The sequence below is a fragment of the Stenotrophomonas sp. SMYL41 genome (genome assembly GCF_036319965.1).
Taxonomy (GTDB): Bacteria; Pseudomonadota; Gammaproteobacteria; order Xanthomonadales; family Xanthomonadaceae; genus Stenotrophomonas; species Stenotrophomonas maltophilia_R.
Window position 1 is genome coordinate 1 of the sequence record NZ_JAWIRX010000030.1, and the last position, 22140, is coordinate 22140.

General features: G+C 67.0%; 13 protein-coding genes and 4 tRNA genes. 6 read left to right on the forward strand and 11 right to left on the reverse strand.

The features are described 5' to 3' along the window. The 6 genes from V3B30_RS22125 to V3B30_RS22150 all read right to left on the reverse strand — a co-directional run. A partial coding sequence (locus V3B30_RS22125; protein ID WP_329809777.1) for an elongation factor Tu occupies nucleotides 1-802 on the reverse strand: 802 nt, incomplete at its 3' end. Between the two features lie 41 nt (nucleotides 803-843). Further along, nucleotides 844-919 (reverse strand) — tRNA-Thr (locus V3B30_RS22130). A 49-nt stretch (nucleotides 920-968) separates the two neighbouring features. Beyond that, a tRNA-Gly gene (locus tag V3B30_RS22135) sits at nucleotides 969-1042 on the reverse strand. 24 nt (nucleotides 1043-1066) lie between these two features. Further along, nucleotides 1067-1152 (reverse strand) — tRNA-Tyr (locus tag V3B30_RS22140). 137 nt (nucleotides 1153-1289) lie between these two features. Beyond that, nucleotides 1290-2306: an isoaspartyl peptidase/L-asparaginase gene (locus V3B30_RS22145; protein ID WP_262083266.1), complete on the reverse strand. Its 1017-nt coding sequence runs from the start codon at nucleotides 2304-2306 to the stop codon at nucleotides 1290-1292. A 46-nt stretch (nucleotides 2307-2352) separates the two neighbouring features. After that, a complete protein-coding gene (locus V3B30_RS22150) occupies nucleotides 2353-3366 on the reverse strand; it encodes a cyanophycinase (RefSeq protein WP_262083267.1) in 1014 nt (337 codons plus the stop codon). 171 nt (nucleotides 3367-3537) lie between these two features. On the opposite strand from V3B30_RS22150, the gene V3B30_RS22155 reads away from it, so the two are divergent. The 6 genes from V3B30_RS22155 to V3B30_RS22180 all read left to right on the forward strand — a co-directional run bounded on the left by V3B30_RS22155 (nucleotide 3538) and on the right by V3B30_RS22180 (nucleotide 17928). Next, the gene (locus V3B30_RS22155) at nucleotides 3538-6276 is read left to right on the forward strand and encodes a TonB-dependent receptor (protein WP_262083268.1); all 2739 of its coding nucleotides are present in this window, start codon (nucleotides 3538-3540) and stop codon (nucleotides 6274-6276) included. Nucleotides 6277-6438: 162 nt separating this feature from the next. Further along, nucleotides 6439-9210 (forward strand): response regulator, encoded by a 2772-nt coding sequence (locus V3B30_RS22160; RefSeq protein WP_262083269.1) that lies wholly within the window; start codon nucleotides 6439-6441, stop codon nucleotides 9208-9210. Further along, nucleotides 9207-10427 carry an EAL domain-containing response regulator gene (locus tag V3B30_RS22165; RefSeq protein ID WP_262083270.1) on the forward strand — a complete coding sequence of 407 codons (1221 nt, stop codon included), beginning with the start codon at nucleotides 9207-9209 and terminating at the stop codon, nucleotides 10425-10427. The genes V3B30_RS22160 and V3B30_RS22165 overlap by 4 nt, the downstream gene beginning before the upstream one ends. A gap of 127 nt (nucleotides 10428-10554) precedes the next feature. Beyond that, a complete protein-coding gene (locus V3B30_RS22170) occupies nucleotides 10555-13782 on the forward strand; it encodes a hybrid sensor histidine kinase/response regulator (protein WP_262083271.1) in 3228 nt (1075 codons plus the stop codon). Next, entirely contained in the window at nucleotides 13779-14420 is a 642-nt protein-coding gene (locus V3B30_RS22175; RefSeq protein WP_100471382.1) for a response regulator, read from the forward strand. Before V3B30_RS22170 ends, V3B30_RS22175 begins: the two co-directional genes overlap by 4 nt. A gap of 1915 nt (nucleotides 14421-16335) precedes the next feature. Beyond that, entirely contained in the window at nucleotides 16336-17928 is a 1593-nt protein-coding gene (locus V3B30_RS22180) for an autotransporter outer membrane beta-barrel domain-containing protein (RefSeq protein ID WP_329809778.1), read from the forward strand. Between the two features lie 472 nt (nucleotides 17929-18400). On the opposite strand, the gene ychF is transcribed toward V3B30_RS22180, so the two are convergent. The 5 genes from ychF to V3B30_RS22205 all read right to left on the reverse strand — a co-directional run bounded on the left by ychF (nucleotide 18401) and on the right by V3B30_RS22205 (nucleotide 22130). Then, nucleotides 18401-19492, reverse strand: coding sequence for a redox-regulated ATPase YchF (gene ychF, locus V3B30_RS22185; protein WP_262083273.1), 1092 nt, complete (start codon nucleotides 19490-19492; stop codon nucleotides 18401-18403). Between the two features lie 105 nt (nucleotides 19493-19597). Then, nucleotides 19598-20176 carry an aminoacyl-tRNA hydrolase gene (gene pth / locus V3B30_RS22190; protein ID WP_004144977.1) on the reverse strand — a complete coding sequence of 193 codons (579 nt, stop codon included), beginning with the start codon at nucleotides 20174-20176 and terminating at the stop codon, nucleotides 19598-19600. A gap of 48 nt (nucleotides 20177-20224) precedes the next feature. Continuing rightward, on the reverse strand, nucleotides 20225-20842 hold the full coding sequence (locus tag V3B30_RS22195) for a 50S ribosomal protein L25/general stress protein Ctc (RefSeq protein WP_100471379.1): 618 nt from the start codon (nucleotides 20840-20842) through the stop codon (nucleotides 20225-20227). Nucleotides 20843-20952: 110 nt separating this feature from the next. Next, nucleotides 20953-21912 carry a ribose-phosphate diphosphokinase gene (locus tag V3B30_RS22200; RefSeq protein WP_005415400.1) on the reverse strand — a complete coding sequence of 320 codons (960 nt, stop codon included), beginning with the start codon at nucleotides 21910-21912 and terminating at the stop codon, nucleotides 20953-20955. A 141-nt stretch (nucleotides 21913-22053) separates the two neighbouring features. After that, a tRNA-Gln gene (locus tag V3B30_RS22205) sits at nucleotides 22054-22130 on the reverse strand. Nucleotides 22131-22140 lie beyond the last annotated feature (10 nt).

A 22140-nucleotide genomic window follows, 5' to 3' on the forward strand; every position in this document is an offset into this window, starting at 1 on the left:
GCAGCTTGCGGAACATTTCAACGCCGGTCACGGTGGTCTTCTGCACCGGACGGATGCCGACGATTTCGATTTCGTCACCGACCTTGATGATGCCGCGCTCGATACGACCGGTCACCACGGTGCCGCGACCCGAGATCGAGAACACGTCTTCCACCGGCATCAGGAACGGCTTGTCGATCGCACGCTCCGGCTCCGGAATCCAGGTGTCCAAGGCCTCGACCAGCTTGATGATGGCCGGCACACCGATGTCGCTCTGGTCGCCTTCCAGCGCCAGGCGGGCCGAACCGGCGATGATCGGGGTGTCGTCGCCCGGGAACTCGTACTTGCTCAGCAGCTCGCGCACTTCCATCTCGACCAGCTCGAGCAGCTCGGCGTCGTCGACCATGTCGGCCTTGTTCAGGAACACGACGATGTACGGCACGCCGACCTGGCGCGACAGCAGGATGTGCTCGCGGGTCTGCGGCATCGGGCCGTCAGCGGCCGAGCACACCAGGATCGCACCGTCCATCTGGGCGGCACCGGTGATCATGTTCTTGACGTAGTCAGCGTGGCCCGGGCAGTCAACGTGGGCGTAGTGACGGGTCGGGGATTCGTATTCGACGTGCGCGGTCGAGATCGTGATGCCACGCGCCTTTTCTTCCGGCGCGGCGTCGATCGCGGAGTAGTCCTTGAACTCGCCACCGAAGCGCTCGGCACCGATCTTGGTCAGTGCGGCGGTCAGCGTGGTCTTGCCGTGGTCGACGTGACCGATGGTGCCGACATTGACGTGCGGCTTGGTGCGCTCGAACTTACCCTTGGCCATGGCTGCTTATCTCGAATTCGTCTGAGAGGTGATGCTTGAGATGGTGCTCACGAAAGGAATCGAACCTTCGACCTCTTCCTTACCAAGGAAGTGCTCTACCGACTGAGCTACGTGAGCCGAGTTTTGCATTATGACATGAACTCGATACTATTCAAAGTTCATTCAATGGAGCGGGAGACGGGAATCGAACCCGCACCATCAGCTTGGAAGGCTGAGGTTCTACCATTGAACTACTCCCGCGCCGGGAATGTCACAACGTGAAACTGGTGGAGGGAGGTGGATTCGAACCACCGAAGGCGTAAGCCAGCAGATTTACAGTCTGCCCCCGTTGGCCGCTTGGGTATCCCTCCTTACCACCCCAACCCGTTGCCGCCGAAGCGTTGCGGTGTGTGGTGGTGAGCCGCTTATTCTGCTGATCAGGCGGGGGGCTGTCAACGCTTTTTTCCATCTTTTTCACACGTTGTCGCAAACCCATTGATACGCAAGGTTATTGCCCAGGGACCGGCAGGGTCTCGCTGGCGAAAATTGCGACATGAGGGACACCGTCGGCGCCGATCCAGCCCCGATACATGCCCTGGGTGTTGAACGGCGTGGCCATTTTCCCGTCTGCGCCGAGCACGATCGCACCACCATCGCCGCCCAACTGCGGAATCGTTTCGTTGATCACGCCCTTGCCAGCCTGCTCCGGGGTCTGCCCCTGGTAGCGCATGCGTGCGCAGATCTCGTGCGCGGCCGCAGTACGGATGTAGTACTCGCCCCAACCGGTGCCCGACACCGCACAGCGCGCATCGGCCCAGGTGCCTGCACCGATGATCGGCGAGTCACCCACTCGGCCATAGCGCTTGTTGGTCATGCCGCCAGTGGACGTGCCGGCGGCCAGCTGCCCCTGCGCGTCCAGCGCGACCGCGCCCACCGTGCCGAAGTGCCTTGCGGTCTCCAGGTCGGCATGGGCCTGGCCGCTGGCCTCTTCCTTCAGTGCGCGCTGCAGCTGCTGCCAGCGCTTCTCTGTACGGAAGTAGGAGGGATCCACCAGGGCAATACCCTGCTCGGCCGCGAAGGCCTCGGCGCCCTGCCCGACCATCATCACGTGCCTGGACTTCTGCATCACGGTCTGCGCCAGCAGGATCGGGTTGCGCACCCGCTGCACGCCGGCCACCGCGCCCGCCGCCTGGGTCGCGCCATCCATCACCGCCGCGTCCAGCTCGTTGTGGCCGTCATGGGTGAACACCGCGCCCTTGCCGGCGTTGAAGGTCGGATCGTCCTCCAGCACCGTAATCGCTGCGGTGACGGCAGCCAGCGCCGGACGACCCGCCGCCAGTTCGGCATGGCCCTTCAGCAGCGCGGCGCGCAACGCATCGCGCGCGGCCTTCTCTTCGGCCGGCGACAGGTCCTTGCGCTCGACGCCGGCACCGCCGTGGATGACCAGCAGCGGCGAGGCGGCCGGGGCGGCCTGGGCAAGCAACGGCAGGGACAGCAGCACAGACAGCGCCAGGCGCAGTTTCATCGGGTACATCTCCAGCAGGACGAGGGAATGGATTGCGGGTGGAACATCATTGGCGGACGACTTCGATCTGGCCGTCGGCGACGTCGGCCACGGCCTGGTAATCGGCCTCGGCCTGGAAGTCGTCCAGCCGCATGCGGCTGCCACTGGCGACCACCGTTACCGGTACGGCATGGAAGCGCAGCGGTTCGCCCTCGACCAGACGATCGGCATCACGACCGGGACTGACCACCCAGACCTTGCCTTCGCCGTCGGCGCTGTAGACCTGGGCCTGGCCATCCGGCTCCACGCACAGGGCGGTGTCCTCATCGACGCCAATGCCGACGACGCCCGGGTCACCACTGTCCTGCGCCGCACGGGCCACGAACACGATGAGGCGGCCAAGGCGGTCACGCTTGTCGAAATGGGTATCGGTGACCACGCGCCGCAGGTAGGGCATCTGCAGGAATCCACTGTCGATGGTGACAGCGCTGCCCATCGGGTCGGCCAGCGCACCGGCGGAGGTGATGCTGCCGCCATCCATCGCGCCATAGGCGTAGCCGCCGAGGATTGCCAGGCCGGCGCTGGTACCGGCAATCGGCTTGCCGGCGCGTACATGTGCATTGAGTGCGCGGTTGAGTGCGGTGCCCTTCCAGAAGCGGATGTAGCGTGACTGGTCGCCACCGGCGATGAAGATGGCATCGGCTGCGGCAACCACGCGCAGCACGGCCGGATCGTCGGCACCGCGACGGCTGTCGAAGACCAGGGTCTGTACCGCCGTGGTGCCGCCGATCTCGTGGTACAGGCGGTCCTGCAGCTCATCGCCACCGGAGGCGCGCAGGATCAGCACACGGCCATTGCCGGCCTGCCTCAGCCACCAATGGAAGGCCTCGGGTACCCATTCGCCACCGCCCATCAGCATCATCGCCGGCGCGCGCGGGCCGGGACGCGGGGCTTCAAGGTCGCCGGCTTCGTAATAGGCGAAGCCGGGACCCAGCAGATCCTGCGCGGGTGCGGCCAGTGGCCAGGCCAGCACAAGCAGCGCCAGCCAGGCAAAGGGGAGGGTCCGGTGGAGGCTTCGCATCCCTGATCTCCCTGAACGACATCGACTTGCAAGCGTTTTCACTCTTTGCCAGATAGGCACCCAGTAGTCAAGGACATAAAAAAGGCGTTAAATGCGCGCGCCCATTCCGGAAATCTGAATGGGGGACAGGGCCCCTCCTCTGCGGGCCGGCTTCATTTCCGAGAATTCTTCATGCGTAGACAGGCGATGGCGTGGTCGATCCAGCTGGCGTTGATGGGCGTGGCTGCTTCCGCGGCGGCCCAGACTCCGGCTTCCTCTTCGGTGCAGCAGCTGGACGCGGTGCAGGTCACCGGCTCGCGCATTCCGCGCGCCCAGGTGGAAGGCCCCGCCCCGATCACGGTGATCAACGCCGAACAGATCCGCTCCAGTGGCTTCACCAGCGTGCCGGACGTGCTGCGTGCGATGACCCAGAACGGCGGTGAGACGCAGAGCCAGCAGTCTTCCAGCGGCGCCGACTTCTCGCCGGGCGCCCAGCAGGTGGACCTGCGCGGCCTAGGCCCGAACCACACGCTGGTGCTGGTCAATGGCCGCCGTATCGCCGACTTCCCGATGCCGTTCAAGGGCCGCAGCAACTTCACCGATGTCTCCAACATTCCGCTGGGGATGATCGAGCGCATTGAAGTGCTGACCGGCAGCGCCTCGGCCATCTATGGTTCGGACGCGATCGCCGGCGTGGTCAACTTCATCCTGAAGAAGAAGGCCGACGGCACCACCATCGACATGCGCATGGGCACCACCACCGAAGGCGGTGGCGAGTCGTTCGACATGAGCATCGCCAGCGGTTTCAGCCGTGGCAACTTCAACGCGGTATACAGCGTCGAGCTGCAGTCGCAGGCCCCGCTGTGGGCCTATGACCGTGACATCCAGGACTCGACCCAGGATGGCCCGACCGAGGGTTCGCGCATCGCTCGCCGTGCCTACCTGCGCACCGACTACAACGATGACTATCTGGACCCGGGCGCCGCCACCTGCGAAGCCCTGGCCGGGCAGAACCAGGGCAGCACCTACCGCGCCTATCGCCCGAAGTACGGCTACTACTGTGGCAGCGACAGCTCGATCGGCTACGGCACCATCCTCAGCAAGCGCCGCGGCGCCAACGGCTACGCGTCGCTGAGCTACGACTTCGACAACGGCCAGCAGTGGTTCGCCGATGTGCAGCTGGGCCACCACACGATGTCACTGATGCGCGACGTCACCCAGTGGGGCCGCATGGACGCCAACGGCGATGAGTCGGGTTATTTCAACAACGAAGCCACCGGCGAGATCGAGTTCTGGCAGCGCCAGTTCTCGCCAGAGGAAATGGGTGGCCTGCGCAACGCCATGGTGCGCAGCACGCAGAAGACCTTCAGCGTGACCACTGGCTTCAAGGGCAACCTGGCCGGCAACTGGGACTACGAAGCGGCGCTGAGCCATTCGCAGTACCAGTCGCGGATCAGCTGGGCGCAGATCATCGCCGCCAAGGCCAATGACCTGTTCCTCGGTCCGCAGCTGGGCGTGGATGACGACGGTTTCCCGATCTACAACGCCGACCCGTCACGCCTGTACCGGCCGCTGACCCGCGCCGAGTACGATTCGATCGCCGCGCGTACCACCTACACCCCGAAGTCGCGCACCGAGACGGCTGCGTTCACGCTGACCAATTCCGCGCTGTTCGGCCTGCCGGGCGGTGATGCCGGTTTCGCCGCAACCGTGGAAGTGGGCCAGCAGGCGTACTCGCTCAATCCCGATCCGCTGGCGACCGGGTACTACTACTACAGCTGGAAGGATTCGGACGGCAAGGGTTCGCGCAACCGCTGGGCGACCGCTGCCGAGCTGCGCATGCCGCTGCACGAGACGGTCAACCTGAGCGTGGCCGGCCGCTACGACCAGTACCGCTATTCCGGCCACACCATCGGCAAGGCGACCTGGAGCGGCGGCCTGGAATGGCGCCCGATCGACACGCTGCTGGTCCGCGGTTCGTACGGCACCGCGTTCCGTGCGCCGGACCTGCACTACGTATTCGCCGGCCCGGGCAACGATGAGACCACCGCCGAAGACCTGTACAGCTGCCGCGCGGACGGCGCCACCGACTGCGCCGACTACGAACGCAACCTGGTCCGCAGCCGCACCGGCAACCGCCAGCTCGACCCGGAAACCAGCACCTCGTGGAGTGCCGGCTTCGTCTGGTCGCCGGCGATCGGCCTGGACCTGTCGGTGGACTGGTTCGACATCGACATGCGCAACCAGGTGCAGGACATGGACGTGCGCACGATCCTGGCCAACGAAGCGAACTGCCGCCTGGGCAGCGCCGACATCACCTCGCCGACCTGCGTGGATGCGCTCGCCCGCATCACCCGCAGCAACGACGGGCGCCTTTATGGCGTGCGCGTGGAGCCGATCAACGTCGCCCGAGAGTCCACCTCCGGCATCGACGTCGGCCTGCGCTACCGCCTGCAGACGGGCATCGGCGACTTCATCTTCAACGGCACCCACACCTGGGTGAAGAAGCATGATTTCCAGCGCTACCCGGGCGACCGCAGCGAAGACCAGTTCGCAGTGAACAGTGGCTTCGACATCCCGCGCACCAAGACCAGCCTGAGCGTGACCTGGGAGAAGAATGCGTGGTCGGCAACCGTGTACGGCTCGCGCCTGGGCAAGCTGCCAACCTCGGACAGCTACGACCAAGTGTTCGACTGGGACAGCGGTGACAGCCCGTACATCAAGGCAACCTACCGCTACAACGCGTCGCTGCAGTACCGCTTCGACGACCACTCGCGCCTGTCGCTGTCGGTGGTCAACGTGTTCAACAAGATGCCGCCGAAGGACCGTACCTACACCGCGTACCCCTACTACGACGTGTCCTGGTTCGACAGCGTCGGCCGCACGATCAACCTGCAGTACACGCACAAATTCGGTGGCAGCGCACTGTAAGTGCCAGGCCAGCGCCGATACAGGAGCCCCCGCTTCGGCGGGGGTTCTTTTTTTCTGCTGGCTGAACGGCGTCCAAGCAGGGACCGCTGCCTGGCCGGTCCGCAATGGCTTTTAGGAAACAGCTGATTCCGCGCCATCCGCGCCGCTCCCTAGCATCGTTGCATGTTCCGCTTCCCCCGCCCTTCGCTGCAGCAGGCCGTGCCATCGACCACCGCGTCGGTGCTGCTGCGCTGCCTGACCGTGTGCGTCTTCATCTGCCTGGCCGCCGCGGCCGGGTTCTACCTGCTCACCGCATTCACCGAGGACATCTCGACCCATCGCCGCGAGATGAACGCGGCGGCCTACAGGGCCCAGATCTATTTCGACCAGCGCGAAGCCCTGCTGCGCTACCTGGGCGATTCGGTGGTGACGGGCAACCCGGATGCAGCTGCGGCGGACAGCGATGGCATGCGCCAGGTGCCGCTGGAGGGTGCCGGCGGCCAACCGGGCCAGCGGCTGCTGTTGTCAACGCGCGCCGAGCACACGCTGCAGGCGCTGCAGACGCACCTGCTTCTGGTCGACGCCCGGGGCGCGCATTGGCTGGCCGGAGGCGAGGTCGATGTCGACCTGGCGCGACTGCCCTCGCTGCGCGTGCTTCAGGCGCGCAGCGGCAGCGTGGAGGGAGCCGACCCGGTGTACTGGCTGCGCCCGGGTGACAGTGGCGTTGCATTGGCCCAGCCGGTACAGGCGGGCCCCCATCCGACGCAGTGGCTGGTGCTGCTGCTCGATGGCGCGGCGGCGGCGAGCATGATCGACGGCCAGGGCATCGGCGGCTATGCGCTGCTCGACCGTGGCGGGCAGCCTGCATTGTCCAGCCAGGCCCCGCGGCTGGATGGTGCGGGCTGGAAGACCCTGCGGGAGCGCCAGGACGACAGCTTCGGCACGTTGTGGAGCGGCGGGCTTCCGCGCGGCGTAGCGCTGGTGAAAGGGGTCGGCAATGATGGCTGGCGGCTGGTCTACCACCTGCCGCCGCAGCTGCTGCTGGGCGACCTGGCGGTGCCTCTGCTGATCTGCGTGTTGTTGCTGCTGCTGGCCGGCCTCGCGCTGCGCCTGCTGCGGCATCGCGTGGACCTCCAGTTGATCCAGCCGGCCCTGCAGCAACACCGCCGGCTGCTGGAGAACCTGGATTTCAGTTCGACGGTGATCGACATGGCGCCGGTCGGCATCTGCGTCCTGCGCCGCAGCGACCGCGCGCTGCTGCTCTCCAACCAGCTGCTGCGCGACTGGCTTGGCGAAGAAGGCGAGCACAGCGACTGGCAGGCGCCATGGCGCGGGCATGCCGGCGAGCGCGGGCGTGGACTGGAATTCACCACCCGCGATGGTCGCCAGCTGCAGGTGCTGCACGCGGCCTGCCGCTACCAGGGCGATGACGTGCTGCTGTGCGTGTTCCATGACATTTCCCGGCACCGCCAGGCACAGGCCGCACTGTCGTCGGCGCGCCAGGCCGCCGATGCGGCCAACCAGGCGAAGAGCGCGTTCCTGGCCACCATGAGTCATGAGATCCGCACCCCGCTGTACGGCGTGCTGGGCACGCTGGAACTGCTCGGGCACACTTCGCTGGACGCGCGGCAGTCGCAGTACCTGCGTACCATCGAGAGTTCCTCATCGGTCCTGCTGCAGTTGATCAGCGACGTGCTGGATGTTTCCAAGATCGAGTCAGGGCAGCTCAGCCTGGAGCCGGCGGCGTTCTCGCCGCGCGAGCTGACCGAGAGCGTGCTGCGCAGCTTTGCCGCGTCGGCCACCTGCAAGGGCCTGCAGATCCTGGTCTGTACCGACCCGCGCCTGCCGACGCGGGTGCTCGGTGATGCCGACCGCATCCGCCAGGTGCTGGGCAACCTGCTCAGCAACGCGATCAAGTTCACCGAACATGGGCGAGTGGTGCTGCGCGTGCGCCAGGTACAGCGCGAAGGTGAATCCAGCGTGCTGGCCTGGCAGGTCACCGACACCGGCGTGGGTATCGCCGCCGAAGAACAGGCGCGGTTGTTCGAACCGTTCCGCCAGGTCCGCGGCGCGGCCAGTGCACAGGGCACCGGGCTGGGCCTGTCCATCAGCGACCGCCTGGTGCGCCTGATGAGCGGCGAACTGCAGGTGGTGAGCGAGCCTGGCCTGGGCAGCAGCTTCAGCGTGCGCCTGCCCTTGCCGGTTCTGCCCACCGCAGAGGATGGCCCTGTGCTGCTACCGGAGCCGCCGATCCTGGTGCGCGGCCGCGACCGCGAGCTGGTCGACAGTGCCTGCGGCTGGCTGCGTCGCTGGGGCGCAAACGCGCAGCCCCTGCAGGGCGACCCAGCACTGCTGGACCATGACGGCGCGATCCTGATGGATGGTGAGGCCGGGATGCCGTTGGCCTGGACAGGACCCCGCGTGGTGGCGTCGATCGACGGCGGTGACCAGCCCACTGTTGCCGCCGATGGCAGCCTGGTGGTGACCCTGCACGGGATGACCGCCATCGGCAATGCATTGGCCAACGTGCAGCAGCAACGTGCGGCGCTGCCGGAGACATCGCGCGCGGCACCGCCGGTGCCGCTGGGCCTGCGCGTGCTTGCCGTCGAAGACAATCCGATCAACCGGGTGATCCTGGCCGAGCAGCTGCGCACCCTCGGCTGCGATGTGGAGCTGGCACAGGACGGCGTGGAAGCCCTGCAGCGATGCCGCGAGCAGTCATTCGACCTGGTGGTGACCGATATCAACATGCCGCGCATGGACGGTCACGCGTTGGCCCGCCAGCTGCGCGATGACGGCAACCCGGTGCCAGTGATCGGTGCCACCGCCAATGCCACCGCCGAGGAGCGCGAGCGCTGCCTGGCCAGTGGCATGCAAGGCTACCTGAGCAAACCCATCGACATCGCCCGCCTGCGCAAGGCGCTCAACGCCCTGCGCCAAGGAGACCCCGCATGACCCAGCGTGTCCTGATCCTGGAAGACCAGCCCTTCCAGCGCGGCTTCCTGGCCAACCTGTTCGGCAGCCGCGCCGGCGTGCAGGTCGATGCCTGCGAGGACGTGGATGCGGCCATCGCGTTGTGTGCATGCCAGCCCTATGACCTGGTGGTCAGTGACCTGCTGATGCCCGGACAGGACGGCATCCAGTTCATCCAGGCGCTGGCCGCACAGCCGCGCCCGCCGCGCCTTGCGGTAGTCAGTGCCGCGCCGCGCCGGATGATGACCTCGGCACGGCTGATGGCCGAATCGCTGGGGCTGGATGTGATCGGGCTGCTGCCCAAGCCAGTGGCCGCCGCCGATGTAGACGCCCTGTTCGAGGCCCTGGCGCAGGCGCGTCCGGTTGCCGACGACGCCCCCGCGCGCGCGGCGGCTGCGCCCGAACCGGATGCATCGCAGCTGCGCCAGGCCATGGCCGATGGCAGCCTGACGGCCTGGTTCCAACCGAAGAAGTCACTGCAGTCAGGACGGGTCGTGGCGGCCGAGGCACTGGTGCGCTGGCGCCACCCCCAGCTGGGTACGCTGGCCGCTGGCAGCTTCCTGCCGGCGATCTGCCGCTACGGGCTGGAGGGCGATCTGCTGCGGATGATGCTCAAGGCCAGCATCAGCGCGCAGGCGCGCTGGCGCAGGCAAGGTTTCCGGGTACCGGTGTCGATCAACCTGCCCCCTCACCTGCTGGAGCAGTCGGATCTGCCCGACGAGCTGCTGGCGCTGACCCTGGCCTACGGCGGTACACCCGGTGAGTTGTGCTTCGAACTGATGGAAAACAGCACCACGCGGCACGTCAGCGACTTCTATGCCGGCGCCTGCCGCCTGCGCATGAAGGGCTTCGGCCTGGCCCAGGATGATTTCGGGCAGGGCCTGAGCTCGGTCCACAACCTGGTCAATACCCCTTTCACCGAGGTCAAGATCGACCGCGCGCTGGTCAGCGGCTGCGCCCGCGACCCGGCCCTGCACCTGACCCTGTCAACGGTGATCGCACTGGCCAACCAGCTGGGCCTGACCATCGTGGCAGAGGGCGTGGAAAGCGATGCCGACCTGGCCGCGCTGCGCCAGTTGGGGTGCAGCCAGGTGCAGGGCTTCCTGATCTCGCAGGCGCTGCCGTCGGATGAGTTCACCCGCCTGCTGGATGAAGAAGCGCCCCAGTGGGACGACGCGCCGCGGGCCGCCCTGCGCTGACACGGATTCCACGGCGGCTTCACGAAATCATCAAGTTGCATTGACGATCCTGTCTGTGCAGCGGCGGCGGAGTTCCATCCGTTGCTGCACAAGGTGCCGCTGACCGCCCCCTGCTCCGAGACCTGCCATGCCGGCCGAGGCCGCTCCTGTACGCCGACTCGCTCGCCGCTCGCTGCGCGTCCACGCCCTGCTGATTGGCGTGGTGGTGCTGGCGACCCTGCAGGCCGGACTGCTGTTGTCGGCCGGCTCGCAGCTGTTGAACGAAGAGCGCAGCAAGATCGAGTACCACTTCCGCCGCCTGGACGGCACGCTGCGCGAGCAGGAGCGCTTCCTTCGCCAGTGGCGTCTGCATGATGTCGGCACGCGTGGGCAGCCGGTGGCCGATGCCAGCGTGGAGCTGCAACGCGGCCCCTTGTTCGCCAACTTTGCGGTGATCGGGAGCGAGGGGGCCAGTCTTTCGCCACCGACCGAGCTGGGCGACCGCTTCCTGCGCTTCTACGGCACGTTCTGGTCGGCCTCGCGCTATCCACCACCCCAATGCCTGCTGGTCGATGGCCAGGGCACGCGCGGGCTGCTGGCACCTGTACAGATCGCCGGTACCGACGCGAGCCAGAACAGCCCGCATCACCTGCGCCCGGCGATCGCCAGCATCCATCGGGTCATGGGGACGCAGCCGGCGCTGCAACGCGGTGGCATCGTCTGGGTGGGCGTGCCTTGGCGCGACCGGCAGACCTGGCTGCTGGCCATCGCCCACGCCCCACAGGATGCGCGCCTTTGGGGTGAGGACGACAAGGACTCGCAGGCGGCGTTGGCCTGCCTGCTCGATCCCGGCCGTGTCGATGACTATCGGCAGGTGCTGGGTGTCCCGGTGTTCCAGCGGTTGTCGCTGTTCGATGCCAATGGCCAGCGCCTGCTGGGCGATGCGGCCGATGCCAGCGACGCCGGCACCTCCTGGCAGGCCGGCCTCGGTGGCCTGCAGTTCCGCATGCGCAGCGAGCGCGGCTGGCTGGCGGTCTACCACGTCGGGTGGCGACAGGTGTTCCAGCACCCGCAAGGGCCATTGCTGGGCGCGACCGTGGTCGCCCTGCTGCTGGCACTGGGTGGCACGCTGGTGCTGCGCGCGTACCGGCGTTCGGTCATCGAACCGCTGCGCAGCAACCACGCGCGCCTGCTGGAAAGCGAAGCCTTCAGTCGCACGATCCTGGACAACGCGCCGATCGGGCTGTGCCTGCTGCGCCGTTCCGATGGCAATGTGCTGCTGGACAACGCCCTTGCCCGCCGCTGGCTGGGCGAGGACCACCATGCCGGCGGCTGGCATGGCCCGTGGCGGCGGAGCGTACTGGCTGCCGGCGGCACCACGCTGGGCGATGGCCTGGCCTACGCCACGCCCGAAGGCCGCCACCTGCTGGTGACCGCGACACCGGCGCGCTATCGCGGCGAGCCGGCAGTGCTCTGCCTGTTCATTGATCTGAGCAGCCAGCATGAGGCCGAACAGGTGCTGCAGCAGGCGCGCCGCGCCGCCGACCAGGCCAACCGCGCAAAGAGCCAGTTCCTGGCCACCATGAGCCATGAGATCCGCACGCCGCTGTACGGCGTCCTTGGTACGCTTGAGCTGCTGGGGCTGACGCCACTGGATGCGCGGCAGCAGGACTACCTGGCAACGATCCAGCGTTCGTCCTCTACCCTGATGCAGCTGATCAGCGACATCCTGGATGTCAGCAAGGCCGAGGCCGGGCAACTGAGCCTGGAGCCCAGCCCATTCGATCCGGTGCGGTTGACCGAAGACGCGCTCGACTCGTACGCCGCTGCGGCCGCCAACAAGGCACTGCAGTTCTACGCCTGCATCGATGCCGACGTGCCGCCCATGGTGTGCGGTGATGCCGCGCGGATCCGCCAGGTGCTCAACAACCTGATCAGCAACGCACTGAAGTTCACCGACAGCGGGCGCGTGGTGGTCCGCGTTTCGGCACGCTGGCAGGAGCAACGCTGCTGGCTGCAATGGCAGGTGGCCGATACCGGTATCGGCATTGCCAGCGAACACCAGGCGCATCTGTTCGAGCCGTTCTTCCAGGCCAACCCGGGCACCGATGCGATGCGGGGCACCGGCCTGGGCCTGGCCATCTGCGCGCATCTTGTGGCGTTGATGGAAGGGCAGCTGCGCGTGGTCAGCGAGAGCGGCCTGGGCAGCAGTTTCAGTGTTGAACTGCCGCTGCCATCGGCACCACCGGATCCGCAGCAGTCACCCGCGCCGCAGCTGCCCGCCGGCCTGCAGATACAGGTGCGGGGCAGCGTGCGAGAACTGGTGCAATCGCTTTGCGAGCGCCTGCAGCAGCGCGGTGCACAGGCCAGCGTTTACCGTGAGGACGTCGCGGCAGGCTTGCCATCGGCGGGCGTGCTGCTCGACCTGGCCCTGGACGACTCCCTGCCCGGATGGGCGGATGGACCGCGCGTGGTCGCCTGCCGCGAAGGCGGCGTGCGGCCGCGGCAGGTCAACGGCGTCTGGCAGGTTGGCCTGCATCGGTTCGACGCGATCGTGGTCGCCCTGGCCGCAGCCAGTGGCCAGCCGCTGGCCGCCAGCGCAGAAGGGCGCCTGCCAGCGACGCGTCATTTCGGCCTGCAGGTGCTGGTCGCCGAGGACAACCCGATCAACCAGGCGATCCTGCGCGACCAGCTGGAGCAGCTCGGCTGCCGCGCCGTGGTCGCCAGCGATGGCAATGAAGCGCTGGGCTACTGGCAACAGGGCGCGTTCGCGCTGGTGCTGACCGACCTGAACATGCCCGGGCTGGATGGCTACGGCCTGGCCCGCGCCTTGCGGGCACGGGGTGTCAGCGTGCCGATCCACGGCGCCACCGCCAATGCCGACCCGGCCGAACGCCAACGCTGCCAGGAATCGGGCATGCAGGGCGTGCTGGTCAAGCCGATCACGCTGGAAGCCCTGCAGCGCCTGCTGACCCGGATCGCCGACGGCGATGCGCCAGACTCTGCGATGCAGGAGCGCCGTGCGTCCACCGCATCGCACGACACGGATCCCCCGCTGCAGGTTCCCGCGAAGATGCAGTCGCTGTTCGTACAGACCATGCAGACCGACCTGGACAGCCTGCGCCAGGCAATCGCCGCTGCCGATCCCGCCCGCGTGGCGCAGGTTCTGCACCGCATCCGCGGCGCACTGGTGATCGTCGGTGCGCCCGCGCTGGTGGACAGCGGCCTGCAGATCGAACAGTGCCTTGCTGGCGGCGATGACCTGGCCACCCAGGCGGCCGCTCTTGCCGGCTTCCAGCGACGCCTCGAACAGTTGCTGCATCCGCTGCGCGTCGCTGCATCCCCTTCCCTTCCTGACGACCCGACCCTGCCATGACCACACGGATCCTCATCGCCGACGACCACCCGATCGTGCTTGCCGGCATCCGCGACGTGCTGGCCGGGGAACTGGACCTGGACATCGTGGGCGAAGCGGCCGATCCGGGTACGCTGATCGAGCTGATGACCCGGACCCGGCCACAGGCGGTCATCACCGACTACAGCATGCCGGGGGGCGATCGCTTCGGGGACGGCATCAAGCTGATCTCGTTCCTGCGCCGCAGCTTCCCGGAGACACGCCTGCTGGTGCTGACGATGGTGTCCAATCCATCGTTGGTTGCGGCGATGTATGCCGCCGGCGCGGGCGGCGTGGTGCTCAAGAGCCATGGATTGGGCAGCCTGGTACAGGCCCTGCGCGTGGTGCTGGCCGACCGCGTCTACCGCCCCCCGGGACTGCTGCCGGTAGCCGCGAGCGAACCGGCCGATGCCGATGCGGTCCGTGCGCGCCTGTCGCCGCGCGAGCTGGAGGTGATCCGCCTGTTCACCAGCGGCATGAGCGTGGGCGACATCGCACGCCAGCTGCAGCGCAGCGCCAAGACGGTCAGCACGCAGAAGATCAGCGCGATGCGCAAACTCGGCGTGGACAGCGACCAGGCGCTGATCGAGTACTGCCTGCAGGCGTCACTGTTCGGCTGAGGCCCACTCCTGCCTGAACCCTGCCGGCCCTGTGGGAACTGCAGTGGCTTTAGGAAACGCCTGATTCCATAGGACAAGGACGATTTCTAGGCTGGACGCATCCCAGCATGGTGCAGGTGGCAAGCAATTGCCGCTTCGCCCGGAGGGACGGAAGTCCGATGGCGCCTGCAGGCGCCGTGGCTGTGGCTTCCGCAGCGACGCGGCCCTGCCGCGTCAGTCCGCGCAGCCTTGCTGCGCCCTGCCACAGGAAGTCCATCAGCATGAACGCCTCCCCCTCACGGCCCCGCCGTGCGTATGGGCGCGCGCGCGCGCCGCGTGTGCCCCTCATTCCCAGCCTGCTGGCTACTGCCCTGTGGGCAGCCCTGCCGGCGCATGCCGCAGACCTCACCGGCCCGCTGCTGGTCGACGACGGTGACAGCCTGCAGATGGGTGCCGACGATGTCCTCAACCACAGCGCGGGCAGCTTTGCACTCACGGTCACCGGTACCGGCAGCACTGCGCTGATCGACGGCAGCCACATCCACGTGACCGGCAATGGCAGCGGCGTGTCCGCCGCCAGCGGCGGCCAGGTGCAGCTGCGCGGTGCAACGCTGTCGATCGCACCGGCGACCGGCACGGGCTTCTATGCGCTGTATGCCAACGGTGCCGGCAGCGTGATCGACGCACGCGATGTCGACATCGAGACCACCCGCAACGGCAGCGGCTATGGCAGCGTGCAGGCGTCCAACGGTGGCGTGATCCGCTACACCGGAGGCCGCATTGCGATGACCGGCGGCGTCGGCACCCTGGTCGGCGCCTCCGGCAACGGCAGTGAGGTTCACCTGGACACCCTGCAGATGAGCGCCGACAGTGGCGCACGCCTGCGCGCCGAAAGCGCCGGCCTGCTGACGATCCGCAACAGCCGGATCACCCTGGCTCCCGGCGGCATCCTCGCCGGCGTCGCCGTCGATGGCGTGGGCAGCCGCGCCGAGTTGTACGACACCTACCTGGATGGCGGCTGGTTCGATATCGACAGCGGCGGCAGCGTGCTGCTGGAGAACGTGAAAGCGCACTCGGTGGGTGGCAGCATGCGCCTGCTCGGCAGCAGCATCAGCAAGACCTATTCCAGCGCGGTGATCAACGGCGGCAGCTTCTACACCGTTGGCGGCTATGGCGTGAACATCAACAACTGGGGCCAGCTGACCGCCCGCGATGCGGCGTTCGATGTGCGCGAAGGCTTTTCCGGATTCTGGCTGGCCAGCGACGAGTCGCGCCTGCAGCTGACCAACAGCACCATTGATACCTGGACCGACACCCATGGCTACGGCGTGGAGATCGCCGGCGGCGTCGCCACCGTGCAGGGTGGCCGGATCACCACGCACGGTGATGCGACCTACGGCGTGCGCGTGACCGGATCCACCGGCAGCACCGCCAGCCGCATCGAAGCCAACGGCAGCGTGATCGACGTGCGCGGCAACGGCGGCGGCGGCGTGTTCATCGGCGGCTCCACCGCCACCGCGCTGCTCGACAACGTTGCGATCCGCAGCGACGGCGAGAATGTGTTTGGCATCGTGCACATGAACACGGCGCGGCTGACCCAGGCCGACCGCCTGGACATCCGCATGACCGGCAGCAACAGCGGCGGCTATCGCTCCTACCTGACCGCGTTCGGCCCGTACTGGAACCGCGCCACCCTCAACGACAGCCACATCGAGACCGCCAGTGGCGCCGCGTTCTGGCTGCAGGGCAGCAACCACGCGTTGACCGTCAATGGCAGCGATGTGACTGCGGGCGACGGCAGCGGCCGGCTGCTGCGGGTCAGCGACACGTATTCACCGACGGCAGCAGCGTGGCGACCAGCCGCATCGACTTCAGTGCCGACGCCAGCACGCTGCGCGGTGACGTGGTGGTCGACAGCGCCACGGCCGACGTACACATGCTGCTGGGCAACGGCACCACCTTCAGCGGTGCCCTGCGCAACGACTCCGGCTACCAGGTCGCACAGCTGGCGCTGGATGGCAGCAGCCAGTGGAACGTACGTGCCAGTTCCAGCGTCGGCACGCTCGAACACGCCGGCACCATCGCCTTCGATGCGCCGGCGGCAGACGGCTTCAAGACCGTCACCGTCAGCGGCGACTACGTGGGCAATGGTGGCCAGTGGAACTTCAACCGCGCGCTGGGCGACGACACTTCGCTGGGCGACCAGCTGGTGATCAACGGCAACAGCAGCGGCACGGCCAGCGTGAGCGTGCGCAATGCCGGCGGCACCGGTGCGCTGACCCAGGAAGGCATCCGCCTGATCACCGTGGCCGGCCAGTCGGATGCACAGTTCAGCCTGCAGGGGCGCGCGGTCGCCGGTGCCTACGACTACTTCCTGTTCAAGGGCGGTGTGTCGACCCCGGATGATGGCAACTGGTACCTGCGCTCGGAATACGTGCCGCCGGTCGATCCGCCGGAACCGCCGGATCCCCCGATCGACCCGCCGCAGCCGCCGGATCCCCCGATCGACCCGCCACAGCCGCCGGAACCGCCGGTCGACCCGCCGTTGCCGCCGGAGCCGCCGATCGATCCGCCGCGCCCGCAGGTGGAACGCCCGGAACCGGCGGCCTACCTGGCCAACCGCAGCGCCGCGCTGGGCATGTTCCGGCACAGCCTGCACGACCGCGCCGGTGATCCCGCCGCCCTGGCCGGCGCCAGCCGTGACGCCGTGGCCTGGATGCACCTTCGCAGCGCGCAGCCCGACAGCCATGACCGCAACCGCCAGGTCCAGGTCGATGGCCAGATCAGCAGCGTGCTGGTCGGCGCCGGACGCCGCTTCGAGGTGGGTGGCACGGGCGAACTGCAGGCCGGTGCGATGCTCGGCCATGGCCGCGCGCGCAATGACAGCCGCTCGCAGGTGACCGGCTACACCGCGCGTGGCGTGGTCACTGGCACCAGCGTGGGCGCCTATGCGACCTGGCTGCAGGATGCGCGCATGGAAGGCGGTGCCTATGTGGATGGTTGGCTGCAGTACGGCCGCTTCCGCAACAGCGTGCAGGGCGAAGGCCTGCAGAAGGAGCGCTATGACGCCCGCAACTGGAGTGCATCGGCCGAGGCCGGCTATGTGCTGCCTCTGCGGCGCACCGCGCAGCGCGGCATCTACCTGGAACCGCAGCTGCAGGTGGTGCACAGCCGCTATGACAGCGACCGCGTGGTCGAGGCCAACGGCACGGTGGTCGAAGACCACGGTGGCGGCGAGACCAGCACCCGCCTCGGCCTGCGCCTGTACAGCCGTGGGTTGAGCGCGGCGCAAGGCCAGGTGCACCCGTACGTGGCGGTGAACTGGTGGTCCGGCGGCAATGGCGCGGGCCTGGCAATGGACGGCGAGCGGCTGCAGCGGCAGCTGCCGCGCGACATCTATGAAGCCAAGGCCGGCGTGCAGGTGGATCTGTCCGGCGGCTGGCGCGGCTGGGGTGAACTGAGCCGGCAGAGCGGCGGCATGGGCTTCCGCGATGTCGGCGCCCAGCTGGGCGTGTCGTACAACTGGTGATGCGGGACGTGCCCGGCAAGGGAGTGCCGGGCACTTTTTCCACATGCGGCGTGGAAAGCGATGGGGGTTTGGTGTGGACAAGTGCCTGCGAACCGCACGTAGCAAGCGTTTCAGGATGTGGCTGTTTTTTGTCCATGCCCCTTCGCGGTTTTCCACACCCCTCGTGGAGAGTGGTTGGGATTTGATGTGGACAAGTGGGTGGGAGTGTTGCCACGCAGGCGTTTCGAAGCATGGTGAAAAATTGTCCATGCTGCACGGGAAAGCCGTGTAAGGCCGAGCATGGGCTCGGTTCTACAGAGGCGGGCGCGGTTTTCCACATCCGCCGTGGAAAGCGATGGGAGTTTGCTGTGGACAAGTACCGGCGAACATCACACCGCAAGCGTTTCGCACTGTGGTGGTTTTTTGTTCATCACCGGAAACGCGAACGCCCCGCACAGGGCGGGGCGTCCGGGGTCGATCCAATGCCGCTGGATCAGACGTTGAAGCGGAAGTGCAGGATGTCGCCTTCCTGCACGCGGTATTCCTTGCCTTCCAGGCGCAGGCGACCGGCTTCCTTGGCGCCGGCTTCGCCCTTGTACTTGATGAAGTCGTCATACGCGATGGTTTCGGCGCGGATGAAGCCCTTCTCGAAATCGGTGTGGATGACCGCGGCGGCCTGCGGGGCGGTGGCGCCCCTGCGCACGGTCCACGCGCGGACCTCCTTCACGCCAGCGGTGAAGTAGGTCTGCAGGCCGAGCAGGCTGTAGGCCGCGTTGATCACGCGGTTCAGGCCCGGCTCGCTCAGGCCCAGGTCGGCCAGGAAGGTATCGCGGTCTTCGTCGTCAAGCTGCGACAGCTCTTCTTCGATCGCGGCCGACACCGGCACCACCTGCGCGCCTTCGGCGGCAGCATGCGCACGCACGGCTTCCAGGTGCGGGTTGTTCTCGAAACCGTCCTCAAGCACGTTGGCGATGTACATCACCGGCTTCAGGGTCAGCAGGAACAGGTCGCGCACCAGCGCCTTCTCTTCCTCGTCCAGGCCCACCGAGCGGCCGGCCTTGCCATCCGACAGTGCGGCCTGCAGCTTGGCCAGCACCGGCTTGCGCGCCGCTGCATCCTTGTCACCACCCTTGGCCGCACGCTCGGCGCGGTTCAGCGCCTTCTCGACGCTGTCCAGGTCGGCCAGCGCCAGCTCGGTGTCGATGGTTTCGATGTCCGAAATCGGATCGACCTTGCCGGCCACGTGCACGATGTCACCGTGCTCGAAGCAGCGCACCACGTGGGTGATCGCATCGACTTCGCGGATGTGCGCCAGGAACTTGTTGCCCAGGCCCTCACCGCTGGCGGCGCCAGCCACCAGGCCGGCAATGTCGACGAACTCGACCGCGGTCGGGATGACCTTCTGCGGGTTGATGATCGCTGCCAGCTCGTTCAGGCGCGGATCCGGCACCGGCACGATGCCGACGTTCGGTTCGATGGTGCAGAACGGGAAGTTCGCCGCGGCGATACCCGCCTTGGTCAGCGCGTTGAACAGGGTCGACTTGCCGACGTTGGGCAGGCCGACGATGCCGCATTTGATACCCATGGGTGACAGCTCTCTGGGGTGAAAGTGATTGGGGAAGCAGCGACATGGGCGCTGCTTTTCCAATCATTCTCCGTACCGACCAACGGTCGGTACCTACCGGGCAAATTACTTCGGGGTATGAAGCCGCTTCATTGCTTCGCTGAAATCGCCCTGCACTGCCAGCGGCAGCACGTCGATGGCATCGTCGATGGCGCGCGAAATCAGTACTTCATCGTCCTTGGAAGGGCGCCCCAGCACCCAGCCCACCACGCGGTCCTTGTGGCCGGGGTGGCCGATGCCCACGCGCAGGCGGTGGAACTTGCCATGACCGAGCAGGCGGATGGTATCGCGCAGGCCGTTCTGGCCGCCGTGGCCACCGTCGAACTTCAGCCGTGCAACGCCGGGCGCCAGGTCCAGTTCGTCGTGGGCCAGCAGGGTCTCTTCCGGCTCGATCTTCCAGAACCGCTGCGCGGCGGTGACCGACTTGCCGCTGAGGTTCATGAAGGTGGCGGGCTTGAGCAGCCACACCGTCTGCCCGGCGATCTCGACCTTGGCGGTCTCACCGAACAGCTTGCTGTCCACGTTCCATCGCGCACCGGCTTTTTCAGCCAGGGCCTCAACGAAATGAAACCCGGCATTGTGCCGGGTCCGGGCGTGTTCCGATCCGGGGTTGCCCAGACCGACGATCAGTCGCAATCCTGCCATGGTTCCTTCCAGCACGGCGCCTGCCCGGAGGCAGGCGCCGCTTGGGTATTACTCGGCAGCAGCCACTTCTTCGTCAGCCGCGTCGGCCTTGCCGGCCTTGGCGGTGACGATGGCGTCGTCGTGGTCCTTGCCCAGCGCCAGGGCCGGGATCTCCACGCCCTTCGGCAGCTTGATGTTGGACAGGTACACCACGTCACCAGCCTTCAGCTCGCCCAGGTCGACTTCGATCGACTCCGGCAGGTCCTTCGGCAGGCAGGTGATGGTCACTTCCTTCAGTTCGTGGGTGACCACGACGTCGGCAGCCTTGCCGGCCGGCGAGGTGTCTTCGTTGACGAAGTGCAGCGGGACCGAAGCGGTCAGGGCTTCGTTCTCGTTCACGCGCTGGAAGTCCAGGTGCATGATCAGCTGCTTGTACGGGTGGCGCTGCATGTCACGCAGCAGGACCTTCTGCACCTGGCCGTCCAGGTTCAGGTCCAGGATCGAGGCATAGAACCACTCGTTCTGCTGGGCCAGCCAGATCTCGTTGTGGTCCAGGCTGATGGCGACCGGCTCGGCGTTGCCGCCGTACACGATGGCCGGGATCACACCGGCGTGACGCAGGCGGCGGCTCGCACCCTTACGCTGCAGTTCACGCTTGGTGACCTTGATTTCATGGGTCTTCGACATTTTCAACTACTCAGGTTGTTGCCTCGCCTTGCGGCGTGGCGGTTGGAGGTGCTTCCGCGACCAGAAGCACCCGGGGTATGCCTCCGCCGTTGCCGGCAGGGGCGAAAAACTCAGTCGACGTACAGCGAACTGACCGACTCGCCGAAGGCGATGCGGCGCATCGTTTCGGCCAGCATTTCCGCCACGCTCAGCTGGCGGATCTTGCTGCACACCCGCGCCGCGTCCTTCAGCGGGATGGTGTCGGTCACCACCAGCTCGTCGAGCTGGGAATTGGTGATGTTGTCCACCGCCGGGCCCGACAGCACCGCGTGGGTGCAGTAGGCGGCGACCTTGAGCGCACCGCGCGCCTTGAGGGCAGCGGCAGCGGCGCACAGGGTGCCGGCGGTATCGACGATGTCATCGACCATCACGCAGGTCTTGCCTTCGACGTCACCGATGATGTTCATCACGGTGGAGACGTTGGCGCGCGGGCGGCGCTTGTCGATGATCGCCAGGTCGGCGTCATCCAGGCGCTTGGCCACCGCACGGGCGCGGACCACGCCGCCCACGTCCGGCGAGACGACGATCAGGTTCTCGGTGCCGTAGGCGCGCCAGATGTCGGCCAGCAGCAGCGGGGACGCATACACGTTGTCCACCGGAATGTCGAAGAAGCCCTGGATCTGGTCGGCGTGCAGGTCGACGGTCAGCACGCGATCAGCGCCAGCGGTGCTGAACATCTTCGCCGCCAGCTTGGCGGTGATCGGCACGCGCGAGGAACGCATGCGGCGGTCCTGGCGCGAGTAGCCGAAGTACGGCACCACGGCGGTCACGCTGGCCACCGATGCGCGCTTGAGCGCGTCGATCAGCACCAGCAGTTCCATCAGGTTTTCCGCGCTCGGCGCACAGGTCGGCTGGATCACGAATACGTCCTGCTTGCGGACGTTCTCTTCGATTTCCACCTGCACTTCACCATCGGAGAAGTGCGAGACCAGCGCCTTGCCCGGGCGAACCCCCAGTTCCTTGCAGATGTTCTGCGCCAGACGTTTGTTGGCGTTGCCGGAAAAGACCAGCAGGTTCGGGGACTCTTGCATCATGATTGTCTCGGGCGGGGACGAGTGGCGGGGATCCGGAGTCGGCAAGGACCCTGATGGACCCTTGCTGCTGACAACACCGCGGTTGTTTCCACGTCCCGCGCGGGCGATGCGCTGGGAAGGCGCGGACACAGCCGCTATTGGCAGGGGCGGTAGGATTCGAACCTACGAATGCCAGGATCAAAACCTGGTGCCTTGGGCCTCTTGGCGACGCCCCTGCATTGATGA